A 12,451-nucleotide genomic window follows, 5' to 3' on the forward strand; every position below is an offset into this window, starting at 1 on the left:
TCGGCGCTACGCAAGGCTTTGATCCCCATAGGCTTTTCCCTACCCCTCCAACTGTAGCGATTTCGCTACAGCCGTCAGCTTTCGCCTAACATCGAAAACACATAACTCATTGATTAATAACAACTAAAAAACATTGGCCGCATTTTTGCTAAGGACTTGTCCATCCAGCTCGGCCCTGCACGAGCATTCAATCGCGTCCACCAGACGAATCTGGCCCCTTGAGGAGTTTCCATGAGCGAGTTGCGTTTTACTGAAGATCACGAATGGCTGCGTACCGAAGCCGATGGCAGCGTTACCGTCGGCATCACGGCTTTCGCGCAAAACGCCCTGGGCGATGTGGTGTTCGTGCAATTGCCGGAACTGCAGGCCTACGACAAGGGCGCTGAAGCCGCCACCGTGGAATCGGTAAAAGCCGCCAGCGGCGTGTACATGCCCCTGGACGGGGAAGTGGTGGAAACCAACCCGGCCCTGGACACCAGCCCGGAGCTGGTCAACGAAGACCCGCTGGGCGACGGCTGGTTCTTCCGCTTCATTCCCGCGGATGCCGCCGCTATCGGCCAACTGCTGGATCAGGACGCCTACGACCGCCTGATCAAAGCCAACGCCGAAGCCTGAGGAGCCGCCATGACTCAAGTCAACCTGAGCACCGCCAACGAATTCATCGCGCGCCACATCGGCCCGCGCCAGGACGACGAGCAAGCCATGCTCAACAGCCTGGGCTTCGACTCCCTGGAAGCCTTGAGCGCCAGCGTGATCCCCGACAGCATCAAGGGCACCAGCGTCCTCGACCTGCCCGCCGGGCAGAGCGAAGCCGACGCACTGGCCTCGATCAAGGCCATCGCCGCCAAGAACCAGCTGTTCAAGACCTACATCGGCCAGGGCTACTACAACTGCCATACGCCGTCGCCGATCCTGCGCAACCTCCTGGAAAACCCGGCCTGGTACACCGCCTACACCCCGTACCAGCCAGAAATCTCCCAGGGCCGCCTGGAAGCGCTGCTGAACTTCCAGACCCTGATCAGCGACCTCACCGGCCTGCCGATCGCCAACGCCTCCCTGCTCGACGAAGCCACCGCCGCCGCCGAAGCCATGACCTTCTGCAAACGCCTGAGCAAGAACAAGGGCAGCCACGCCTTCTTCGCCTCCAGCCATTGCCACCCGCAGACCCTCGACGTGCTGCGCACCCGTGCCGAGCCGCTGGGCATCGACGTGGTGGTCGGCGACGAGCGCAAACTGACCGACGTCAGCCCGTTCTTCGGCGCCCTGCTGCAATACCCGGCGAGCAACGGTGACCTGTTCGACTACCGCGAGCTGACCGAGCGCTTCCACGCCGCCAACGCCCTGGTGGCGGTCGCCGCCGACCTGCTGGCATTGACCGTGCTGACCCCGCCGGGTGAATTCGGCGCCGACGTGGCCATCGGCAGTGCCCAGCGCTTCGGCGTGCCGCTGGGCTTCGGTGGCCCGCATGCGGCCTACTTCTCCACCAAGGACGCGTTCAAGCGCGATATGCCGGGCCGCCTGGTCGGGGTGTCCGTGGACCGCTTCGGCAAGCCGGCGCTGCGCCTGGCCATGCAGACCCGCGAGCAACATATCCGTCGCGAGAAAGCTACCAGCAACATCTGCACCGCCCAGGTGCTGCTGGCCAACATCGCCAGCATGTACGCCGTGTACCACGGCCCCAAAGGCCTGACCCGGATTGCCCGACGCATCCACCAGTTGACCGCGATCCTGGCCCAGGGCCTGAGCAAGCTGGGGATCAAGGTCGAGCAGGAAAGCTTCTTCGACACCCTGACCCTGCACACCGGCGCGCGCACCTCGGCGCTGCACGACAAGGCCCGCGCCCAGCGCATCAACCTGCGGGTGATAGACACCGAGCGCCTGGGTCTGTCCCTCGACGAAACCACCGGCCAAGCCGATGTAGAGGCCCTGTGGAGCCTGCTGGCCGACGGTCAGGCGCTGCCGGACTTCGCCGCGCTGGCCAGCACGGTACAGAGCCATATCCCGGCGCCGCTGGTGCGCCAGTCGGCGATCCTCAGCCACCCGGTGTTCAACCGCTATCACTCGGAAACCGAGCTGATGCGCTACCTGCGCAAACTGGCGGACAAGGACCTGGCCCTGGACCGCACCATGATCCCGCTGGGCTCGTGCACCATGAAGCTCAACGCCGCCAGCGAAATGATCCCGATCACCTGGGCCGAGTTCGGTGCCCTGCACCCGTTCGCCCCGGCCGAGCAAAGCGCCGGCTACCAGCAGCTGACGTCCGAACTGGAAGCCATGCTCTGCGCCGCCACCGGCTACGACGCGGTGTCCCTGCAACCGAACGCCGGCTCCCAGGGCGAATACGCCGGCCTGCTGGCCATTCGTGCCTATCACCAGAGCCGTGGCGACGACCGTCGCGACATCTGCCTGATCCCTTCGTCCGCCCACGGCACCAACCCGGCCACCGCCAACATGGCCGGCATGCGCGTGGTGGTCACCGCCTGCGACGCCCGTGGCAACGTCGATATCGAAGACCTGCGGGCCAAGGCCATCGAGCACCGCGAGCACCTCGCCGCGCTGATGATCACCTACCCGTCGACCCACGGCGTGTTCGAGGAAGGCATCCGCGAGATCTGCGGCATCATTCACGACAACGGCGGCCAGGTGTACATCGACGGCGCCAACATGAACGCCATGGTCGGCCTCTGCGCCCCGGGCAAGTTCGGTGGCGACGTGTCGCACCTGAACCTGCACAAGACCTTCTGCATTCCCCACGGCGGTGGCGGCCCGGGCGTCGGCCCGATCGGCGTCAAGTCGCACCTGGCGCCGTTCCTGCCGGGCCACGCGGCCATGGAGCGCAAGGAAGGCGCGGTCTGCGCCGCGCCGTTCGGCAGCGCGAGCATCCTGCCGATCACCTGGATGTATATCCGCATGATGGGCGGCGAAGGCCTCAAGCGTGCCTCGCAGCTGGCAATCCTCAACGCCAACTACATCTCCCGTCGCCTGGAAGAGCACTATCCGGTGCTCTATACCGGCAGCAACGGCCTGGTGGCCCACGAGTGCATCCTCGACCTGCGCCCGCTCAAGGACAGCAGCGGCATCAGCGTCGACGACGTCGCCAAGCGCCTGATCGACTTCGGCTTCCACGCCCCGACCATGTCGTTCCCGGTGGCCGGCACCCTGATGATCGAGCCGACCGAAAGCGAATCCAGGGAAGAGCTGGACCGCTTCTGCGACGCCATGATCCGCATCCGCGAAGAAATCCGTGCGGTGGAAAACGGCAGCCTGGACAAGGACGACAACCCGCTGAAAAACGCCCCGCACACAGCAAAGGAAATCGTTGGCGAGTGGTCGCACCCCTACAGCCGTGAACAGGCGGTGTACCCGGTCGCCTCGCTGATCGAAGGCAAGTACTGGCCTCCGGTCGGCCGCGTCGACAACGTGTTCGGCGACCGCAACCTTGTGTGCGCCTGCCCGTCGATCGAAAGCTATCAGGACGCCTAAGACGGCATCGCCGTCCATCGCGGGCAAGCCTCGCTCCTACGGTTTCTGCGTATACCTGTAGGGGCGAGGCGGCTGGCGACGAATACCGGCTAGAGCGAACCGCAACACCCGCTTCCCCCCGTGCGTGCCGATCAACACAATAAGAAACCGGAGAACCAACATGTCCTTGAGCGTGTTCGACCTGTTCAAGATTGGCATCGGCCCCTCCAGCTCCCACACCGTTGGCCCGATGCGCGCGGCCGCGCGCTTCGTCGAAGGCCTGCGGCGTGACGGACTGCTGGGCGCCACCACCTGCGTCAAGGTCGAGCTGTACGGCTCGCTCGGCGCCACCGGCAAGGGCCACGGCAGCGACAAGGCCGTGCTCCTGGGCCTGGAAGGTGAACACCCGGATAGCGTGAATACCGAAAACATCGCCGCGCGCCTGCAGGAAATACGCAGCAGCGGACGCTTGACCCTGCTCGGCGAACACGTCATCGCGTTCAACGAGAAAGAACACCTGGCCATGATCCGCAAACCCCTGGCCTACCACCCCAACGGCATGATCTTCCGTGCCTTCGATGCCGCCGGGTTGCAGATCCGCAGCCGCGAGTACTACTCGGTGGGCGGCGGCTTCGTGGTCGACGAGGACGCCGCGGGGGCCGACCGTATCGTCGAAGACACCACCAAGCTGACCTTCCCCTTCAAGAGCGCCAAGGACTTGCTCGGCCATTGCACCACCTATGGCTTGTCCATCAGCCAGGTGATGCTGACCAACGAAAGTGCCTGGCGACCGGAAGCGGAAACCCGCGCCGGCCTGCTGAAGATCTGGCAAGTGATGCAGGACTGCGTGGATGCCGGCTGCCGCAACGAAGGGATCCTGCCGGGAGGCCTGAAGGTCAGACGCCGTGCGGCCGCCCTTCACCGCCAGCTGTGCAAGCACCCCGAGGCGGCCTTGCGCGATTCCTTGTCGGTGCTGGACTGGGTCAACTTGTATGCCCTGGCGGTCAACGAAGAAAACGCCAACGGCGGGCGCGTCGTCACCGCGCCCACCAATGGCGCCGCCGGCATCATCCCGGCGGTGCTGCACTACTACATGCGCTTCATCCCCGGCGCCAACGAAGACGGGGTCGTGCGTTTCCTGCTGACCGCCGCCGCCATCGGCATTCTCTACAAGGAAAACGCCTCCATCTCCGGCGCCGAAGTCGGCTGCCAGGGCGAGGTCGGCGTGGCCTGCTCGATGGCGGCCGGCGCCCTGTGCGAAGTGCTCGGCGGCACGGTGCAACAAGTGGAAAACGCCGCCGAGATCGGCATGGAACACAACCTCGGCCTGACCTGCGACCCGATCGGCGGCCTGGTGCAGGTGCCCTGCATCGAGCGCAACGCCATGGGTTCGGTCAAGGCGATCAACGCCGTGCGCATGGCCCTGCGGGGCGACGGGCAACATTTCGTCTCGCTCGACAAGGTGATCCGCACCATGCGCCAGACCGGCGCCGATATGAAAAGCAAATACAAGGAAACCGCCCGCGGCGGTTTGGCAGTCAACATCATCGAGTGCTGATGCAGGCACACACGCATCTCACGTTTACCCAGGAGCTGAACATGTCCACCGAAACACTGTTGAAGACCCCGCTGCATTCGCTGCACCTCGAACTCGGCGCGCGGATGGTGCCATTCGCCGGTTACGACATGCCTGTGCAATACCCGCTGGGCGTGATGAAAGAACACCAGCACACCCGCGAGCAGGCCGGCCTGTTCGACGTCTCGCACATGGGCCAGATCCGCCTGAGCGGCGCCAATGCCGCCCAGGCCCTGGAAACCCTGGTGCCGGTGGACATCATCGACCTGCCCGTGGGCATGCAGCGCTATGCCATGTTCACCAATGAAAACGGCGGCATCCTCGACGACCTGATGGTCGCCAACCTGGGCAACGACGAACTGTTCCTGGTGGTCAACGCCGCCTGCAAGGAGCAGGACCTGGCCCATCTGCGCCAGCACATTGGCCAGGCGTGCAGTATCGAGCCGCTGTTCGAGGAGCGCGCCCTGCTCGCCCTGCAAGGCCCGGCGGCCGTCACCGTGCTGGCGCGCCTGGCGCCGGAAGTGGCGAAGATGACGTTCATGCAATTCACCCGCGTGAAGCTGCTGGGCGTGGACTGTTTTGTCAGCCGTTCGGGCTACACCGGCGAAGACGGTTTCGAAATCTCGGTGCCGGCGGCCAACGCCGAAACCCTGGCCCGCGCCCTGCTGGCCGAATCGGAAGTGGCGGCGATCGGCCTCGGCGCCCGTGACTCGCTGCGCCTGGAAGCCGGCCTGTGCCTGTATGGCCATGACATGAATAGCCAGACCACCCCGATCGAGGCCAGCCTGCTGTGGGCCATCTCCAAGCCGCGTCGTGCCGATGGCGCGCGGGCCGGCGGTTTCCCGGGCGCGGAGCAGGTGTTCGCCCAACAACTCAATGGCGTGCAATGCAAACGAGTGGGCCTGCTGCCCCAGGAACGCACACCCGTGCGCGAAGGCGCGGAAATCGTCAACGAAGCGGGCGAGGTAATCGGTAGTGTTTGCAGCGGCGGTTTTGGTCCGACCCTGGGCGGTCCGTTGGCCATGGGTTACATCGATAGCGCTTATGTCGCACTCGATACGCCAGTTTGGGCAATTGTTCGTGGGAAAAAGGTGCCAATGCTTGTAAGCAAAATGCCATTCGTTGCACAACGCTACTATCGCGGTTGATCAACTGTTTCTATAAGTAACGCGGTTGCGTTAAAAGTGCACTAATCTGTAACGCAACCGCCATAAAATAGTGCATATTTTCGATATTGAACTTGCCTTATAACAGTTGAAAACAATTGAACAACTCTATCGAATAAGCCCAGACGCCTAGTTCCGGCAAACAGCCGCAAGCTGAGGAAAACCGGGGTTTCGCAGGGCTTGTTTTTTCTCCCATAGTTGGCGTAGAGTTTCCCCACTGTGTTTGCATGGGTCGCTTGGAATCGTGACCTGGGCAGTAGCCAACAAGTTTGCTACACCCGTTCGACGTCTCTTACTTTCCTGCAACCCAGCCCAGTACTCCTTCATGAGAAAGAGACTGTCATTAATTTTTTAGCGTCAAAGGAAATAAGAAATGTCCCAACGTCAGAGCGGTACCGTCAAGTGGTTTAACGACGAGAAAGGTTTTGGTTTTATCACTCCAGAAAGCGGTCCGGATCTGTTCGTGCATTTCCGCGCTATTCAGGGCAACGGCTTCAAGAGCCTGAAAGAAGGCCAGAAAGTGACCTTCATCGCTGTGCAGGGCCAAAAAGGCATGCAGGCTGACGAAGTTCAAGCCGAAGGCTGATCGTCTGTAACGAAAAAGCCCCTGATGCTGACATCAGGGGCTTTTTTGTGCGCGCAATTCCGTAAAATGGCTTCTTTTTTCGATCGAGAGGCCTGTGATGCCAAAGCACCTGCTAACCCCCCAGGGCGATTTTCCCGCCGCTGGCCTGGGCCGTCGTCTGGCAGCGATGTTCTATGATTTCCTGCTGTGCACCGCACTGCTGATCGTCACGGGCGGCATCTACAAGTTCATCCAGTTGCAGATCCTCGGTGAAACCCGGATGCGCACCCTGACCGAGTCCGGCGCCCTGGACGGCGACCCCCTCTACTCGACCGTCCTGCTGTTCGTGCTGTTCGCTTTCTTCGCCAAGTTCTGGACCCACTCCGGCCAGACTCTGGGCATGCAGGTCTGGGGCATTCGCGTGCAGAACGCCGACGGCAGCAGCATCAGCCTGTGGCAGGCCCTCCTGCGCTTCATGGTCTCGATCGCGTCCTGGCTATGCGCCGGGCTGGGTTTCATCTGGGTCCTGGTGGACAAGCAGAAACGCAGCTGGCACGACATCTACTCGTCCAGCCAGATCGTGCGCATTCCCAAACAGAAAAAATAATTCGCCGCAGACAAAAACGCCCCGACATTCGGGGCGTTTTTCTGTGCGCTTGTAGAAGGCGATCAGGCATTGCCCGCCAGCTTCATCCGCGCGGCCTGGGTGAAATCGAGCATGCGCTTGAGCGGGCGAATGGCCTGGGGAATCAGCGCCGGGTCGACGAATATCTCGTTGCTACCCTCACGCAGGCATTGCAAGGTGCGCTCCAGGGTGTTCATGGCCATCCACGGGCAATGGGCGCAGCTGCGGCAAGCCGCGCCGTTACCGGCCGTAGGCGCCTCGATAAACACCTTGTCAGGGCACAGCTGCTGCATCTTGTAGAAGATGCCGCGGTCGGTCGCCACGATCAGCGTCTTGTTCGGCAAACGTTGCGCGGCGGCAATCAGCTGGCTGGTGGAACCCACCGCGTCGGCCAGTTCGATCACCGAGGTCGGCGATTCCGGGTGGACCAGAATGGCCGCATCGGGATAGAGCGCCTTCATGTCCTCCAGTTGCTTGGACTTGAACTCTTCATGGACGATGCAGGCACCGTCCCACAGCAGCATATCGGCACCGGTCTGGCGCTGGATGTAGGTGCCCAGATGCTTATCCGGCCCCCAGATGATGGTTTCGCCGTTATCCATCAGGCTTTCGACGATTTCCAGGGCGCAGCTGGAGGTCACCACCCAGTCGGCACGGGCTTTGACCGCTGCCGAAGTGTTGGCATAGACCACCACGGTGCGCTCCGGATGCTGGTCGCAGAACGCCGAGAACTCTTCCACCGGGCACCCCAGGTCGAGGGAACAGGTGGCCTCCAGGGTGGGCATCAGCACGCGTTTCTCGGGGTTGAGGATCTTCGCCGTCTCGCCCATGAACCTGACACCGGCGACCACCACGGTCTTGGCCGGGTGAGCGTTGCCGAAACGGGCCATTTCCAGGGAATCGGACACGCAGCCGCCAGTCTCTTCGGCCAGGGCCTGAATCACCGGGTCACAGTAGAAGTGAGCCACCAGCACGGCGTCCTGAGCCTTGAGCTCGGCAGCAATCGCGGCACGGTAATGGGCTTCCTCTGCGGCCGTCAGCGGCTTGGGCTGTTTGGCGTCAAGGTGGGCCTGAACCAGAAGGCGTTCGGAAATGTGCGTCATGATCGCAAGACCTGCGGGCGCTTATGCGCGAAAGTCGAGTATACACCCGGCTCCGGACCCGTTGAGGGTACCGCCGGGAGAGTGAGTATTCATCAGGTAGGTGCAGCGTTGAAACTGCGCAAGGCTACAGAATATCCCCTTGATATAAAAGATGATTCTGACCTGTGTCACGCCAGTGTCACGCGGCTCGCCCCGGCATGGAGCAGGCACCGGCCAAGGGGCACGAAAACCTGAGAATTACAGCCTCGGCAAGAGCGCCACGGCGCAAACGGTTCAGTGACGCGCAATGCGCACTTGCACCATTTATGAGCATTACACGCGGGCGAGTCCCGGCCCGGCGCTGAATCCCCTCTATCGACCGGACGTTTTTTTACACTTCATAGCAATTTTATCTTTCTGCGCTAACGTCAGTTACAGAAACAGCTAACTGCTGGTTGGTTGCAGCAACACTTGGCGGGCTCTGGTTCAGATGACGGAGAAATGATCCCTGCTGACCGGCCCTTGCGGTTTTCCCAGCCCAAACAAGGAAGCAGTGCATGAACAGTGATTATGTACAGGTGCTCAGGAGAGTGGCGTGGACATTGATTGTCGCTGGCCTCCCCACCGGGATGGCCATGGCGGCATCAAATAACTGCGCTGGATTGCAGCCACTGCCGTCGACGGTGGAAGTGGGAGAGGGTCAGCAGACGATAATGCACTCCCCCGTTGCCATTACCCGACTGGCCGTCGGCGACCCGAAAATTGCCGATGTGTACCTCAATGGGCGAGATTCATACCTGCTGACCGGCATTGCACCCGGCGCCACCAGCCTGATGGTCTGGACGGCATGCGACAAGGAACCCCGCCAGAGCATGGTGTTCGTTCAGGGCAAAGGCCCTCATTCGATGGTGAGTTCGCTATTGCCCCCCTCCGAAGATCCGGCTCTGGCCAGCCAGGTGCAGACCGATATCCGTTTTGTCGAAGTCAGCCGCACCAAGCTGAAAGAGGCCGGCACCTCGATCTTCGGCAAGAGCGGCAACTTCCTGTTCAGCTCCCCGGGCACCGTCCCGTTGGTGACGGTGACACCCGGCAATATCGGTGGCGTCAGGCCGAACATACCGCTCAACAACGGCCAGTTCAATATCGGCTTTGGCGGCGGTAACGTCCTGGGGCTGATCAACGCCCTGGAAGGCAGTGGTTTTGCCTATACCCTCGCGCGTCCGAGCCTGGTGGCGCTGAGCGGACAGAGCGCAAGCTTCCTGGCCGGTGGTGAAGTGCCGATCCCGGTCCCCAGCAGCGGCAGCGACAGTATTACCATCCAGTACAAGGAATTCGGTATTCGCCTGACCCTGACCCCCACGATAGTCGGAAATGACCGCATCGCCTTGAAGGTCGCCCCGGAAGTCAGCGAACTGGACTTCAACAATGGGATTACCGTCAACGGCATCTCGGTGCCAGCCCTGGTTGTGCGTCGCACCGACACCAGCATCTCCCTGGCCGACGGTGAGAGTTTCGTGATCAGCGGCCTGATCAGCACCACCAATACCACGGCCGTGAGCAAGTTCCCCGGCCTGGGAGAGATTCCGATCCTGGGTGCATTCTTCCGTGATTCTTCGATCAGGCGCGAAGAGAAGGAACTGCTGATGATCGTCACCCCGCATCTGGTGCAACCGCTGGCGGTCAACGCCAAGTTGCCGGTACTGCCTGGCGAGCCACTGCGCAACTACGACCCGAACTGGTTCCGTCTGTACTTCCTGGAAAACGGCAATTATGACCAGGCCGCCAGCGGGCTTTCGCAATGAACCAGGGTTCTGGCTCATTGCTGGCCACGCTCAGGCTCGATGACACCGGACTCGGCAAGTCCGGTGTTGGCCATTCCTCGACAAACGGATTGTTCCAGGAGCGAAAAATGAAAGTAGTCATTGCTGCGTTGGGGCTGCTCATGCTCAGCGGCTGCGCCACGAACGGCGGCAGTGCCTGGTCGAAGCAGGCATGCAGCAAACTGGATTCGGATCAGGAACTGTCGCTGAGCCTGGCCGACGACATGATCGGCGAAGGCAAGCTGCACGCCGGCCTGGCCAATCTGCAACGCCTGCCCGAAGACCTGCCGCAGGTCCGCATGCGCAAGGCCAAGATCTATCGCCAGCTCGGCCAAAGCGAGGCCGAACCGCTGTACCGCAGCCTGCTCAGCACCTGCCTGGCCGCCGAAGGCGAGCATGGCCTGGGTCAACTGGCAGCGTCACGCAACGATAACGCTCTGGCCCTGGAACATCTGAAACGCGCAGCGCGCCTGTCCCCCACCGACGAGAAAATCCGCAACGATCTGGGGGTGGTCTACCTCAACCAGGGGGATACCAGGCAAGCCCGCTTCGAGTTCCTCACGGCCATGGAGCTGAAACAGGACGATCAGCTGGCAACCCTCAACCTGGTGACCCTGCTGATTTATCAAGGTAACTGGAAACAGGCCTCGGACCTGGTCAATCGTGCCGGCCTGAAGCCCGAACAAGTCACCAACGCCAAGGAGCGGGCCGAAAAACTCAGGAACGCGACGAAGAAGGCAGCTAACAGTCAGGCAGTCACTGCCACGGAATCGTCGCCATCAAGTGTCAATCAACCAATAACGCAGAGGTAGTGATGAAATACCAAACGCTTAGCTGCCTGGGGCTCCTGCTTCTTCCGCTGGTGACCCAGGCCATCGAACCCGGCCCGGCATCCCTGTCACAACAGTCGACCGAAACCTGGCTGCTGCTGCAGAGTCGTAACCAGGTCAAGTCGCCCATCCCGCAGAACGCCTCGCCCAGCGAACGGGAACTGACCCTGCAACGCTGGCTGGACAACTACAAACACCCGATCCCCGAGTACTACAAGGAGTACACAGGCTCGGGTGGTTCAGGTGGTTCGAAGTGACAACAGGTCCCGATGGCGTTCAGTTCAGAGGGGGCAATGCCATCCATGCCGATGGCCCTTGCCCCTCCCCTCTTTCATAACTTCCCGAATACTTTGAAGACGCCGATGATCGCCGGTCCTATGGCTACCAGAAAGAAGCTTGGCCACAGGCAGAAGATCAGTGGAAACACCAGTTTGGTGCCGATTTTCGCGGCTTTCTCTTCAGCCTGCTGAGTACGCCGGTCACGAAACTCCTCGGCATAGATACGCAGGGTCGTCCCCACGCTGGTCCCGAAGCGAATACTCTGCGCCAACAGGCTCACCAACCCGCGAATGTCCTCCAGCCCGGTACGCTCGGCCAGATGCTTGAGCGCTTCGGTACTGGGAATCCCGGCCCGGATCTCGGAGTTGACCAGTGCCAGCTCCATGGCCAGGTCGGGCTGGCTGACCGCTATCTCTTCCGACACCCGCTCGATCGCCTGGGGCAAGGCAAGGCCTGATTCCACGCAGACCACCATCAAGTCCAGCGCATCCGGAAAGGCGACGAGCAAACGGGTCATCCGCGCGTTCCTGCGGCTGTCGACATAGATGGCCGGTACCAGCCAGCCTACCCCCAGCGCCAGGATCACCAGCCCCATCCCCAGAAGCAGCGATACCTTCGGTATCAGCGGCAGCGCCATGACCGCCAGCGCCACCAATGCCAACGGCGTCAGCAGGCGCACCGCCCAGTACATCTGGACAGCGGCCGGGGAGCGAAAGCCCGCATGGGTCAGCAAGGTCCGGGTCGCCGAGGCTTGCTCCTGCTCACCGGAGACAAAACGCTGGCCAACCTGCTCCAGCATCAATTGCAGGTTGCTCGGCGCGCCCTGCTGCCGGTGACCGTCGCCATGGCCGCGCTTGATCAGCAGAAGACGGCGATGCACGGGGTCCTGCAGGCCCTGCACCAGCAACACCAGGGTCGCCACGGCCAGCACCACGCTCAGGCCTATGGCCCCGGCGAAGACCATGCGCGCCAGTTGTTCGTTACCGACCAGACGATTGATCAGGCTCAGTAGATACTCCATGACCTCACCCCCTACGAGTGATTGT

General features: G+C 61.9%; 11 protein-coding genes. 9 read left to right on the forward strand and 2 right to left on the reverse strand.

Translation table 11 applies throughout. The annotated features are described in order from the left end of the window. Window positions 1-231: 231 nt before the first annotated feature. From gcvH to H0I86_RS23990, 6 genes are all read left to right on the forward strand, one after another. Window positions 232-615 (forward strand): glycine cleavage system protein GcvH, encoded by a 384-nt coding sequence (gene gcvH, locus H0I86_RS23965; RefSeq protein WP_180922425.1) that lies wholly within the window; start codon window positions 232-234, stop codon window positions 613-615. Between the two features lie 9 nt (window positions 616-624). Next, window positions 625-3,483 (forward strand): aminomethyl-transferring glycine dehydrogenase, encoded by a 2,859-nt coding sequence (gcvP, locus tag H0I86_RS23970; RefSeq protein WP_180922426.1) that lies wholly within the window; start codon window positions 625-627, stop codon window positions 3,481-3,483. A 160-nt stretch (window positions 3,484-3,643) separates the two neighbouring features. Continuing rightward, window positions 3,644-5,020 carry an L-serine ammonia-lyase gene (locus H0I86_RS23975; RefSeq protein ID WP_180922427.1) on the forward strand — a complete coding sequence of 459 codons (1,377 nt, stop codon included), beginning with the start codon at window positions 3,644-3,646 and terminating at the stop codon, window positions 5,018-5,020. A gap of 41 nt (window positions 5,021-5,061) precedes the next feature. Continuing rightward, window positions 5,062-6,186 carry a glycine cleavage system aminomethyltransferase GcvT gene (gene gcvT / locus H0I86_RS23980; protein ID WP_180922428.1) on the forward strand — a complete coding sequence of 375 codons (1,125 nt, stop codon included), beginning with the start codon at window positions 5,062-5,064 and terminating at the stop codon, window positions 6,184-6,186. A 391-nt stretch (window positions 6,187-6,577) separates the two neighbouring features. Then, entirely contained in the window at window positions 6,578-6,790 is a 213-nt protein-coding gene (locus H0I86_RS23985; RefSeq protein WP_007931076.1) for a cold-shock protein, read from the forward strand. 97 nt (window positions 6,791-6,887) lie between these two features. Next, window positions 6,888-7,376: an RDD family protein gene (locus H0I86_RS23990; protein ID WP_009050430.1), complete on the forward strand. Its 489-nt coding sequence runs from the start codon at window positions 6,888-6,890 to the stop codon at window positions 7,374-7,376. 62 nt (window positions 7,377-7,438) lie between these two features. Here the strand turns inward: H0I86_RS23990 and nadA are convergent, their stop codons facing one another. Then, window positions 7,439-8,497: a quinolinate synthase NadA gene (gene nadA, locus H0I86_RS23995; protein ID WP_009050431.1), complete on the reverse strand. Its 1,059-nt coding sequence runs from the start codon at window positions 8,495-8,497 to the stop codon at window positions 7,439-7,441. 536 nt (window positions 8,498-9,033) lie between these two features. Here nadA and H0I86_RS24000 point away from each other — a divergent pair. From H0I86_RS24000 to H0I86_RS24010, 3 genes are all read left to right on the forward strand, one after another. Next, entirely contained in the window at window positions 9,034-10,278 is a 1,245-nt protein-coding gene (locus H0I86_RS24000) for a type II and III secretion system protein family protein (protein ID WP_180922429.1), read from the forward strand. 107 nt (window positions 10,279-10,385) lie between these two features. Then, window positions 10,386-11,108, forward strand: coding sequence for a tetratricopeptide repeat protein (locus H0I86_RS24005; RefSeq protein ID WP_180922430.1), 723 nt, complete (start codon window positions 10,386-10,388; stop codon window positions 11,106-11,108). Between the two features lie 2 nt (window positions 11,109-11,110). Next, window positions 11,111-11,383 (forward strand): DUF3613 domain-containing protein, encoded by a 273-nt coding sequence (locus H0I86_RS24010; RefSeq protein ID WP_180922431.1) that lies wholly within the window; start codon window positions 11,111-11,113, stop codon window positions 11,381-11,383. 74 nt (window positions 11,384-11,457) lie between these two features. On the opposite strand, the gene H0I86_RS24015 is transcribed toward H0I86_RS24010, so the two are convergent. Next, on the reverse strand, window positions 11,458-12,426 hold the full coding sequence (locus H0I86_RS24015) for a type II secretion system F family protein (RefSeq protein WP_180922432.1): 969 nt from the start codon (window positions 12,424-12,426) through the stop codon (window positions 11,458-11,460). Between the last annotated feature and the right edge of the window lie 25 nt (window positions 12,427-12,451).

Origin of the sequence: Pseudomonas chlororaphis subsp. aurantiaca, from assembly GCF_013466605.1 — a bacterium.
GTDB classification, from domain to species: Bacteria; Pseudomonadota; Gammaproteobacteria; order Pseudomonadales; family Pseudomonadaceae; genus Aquipseudomonas; species Aquipseudomonas chlororaphis_I.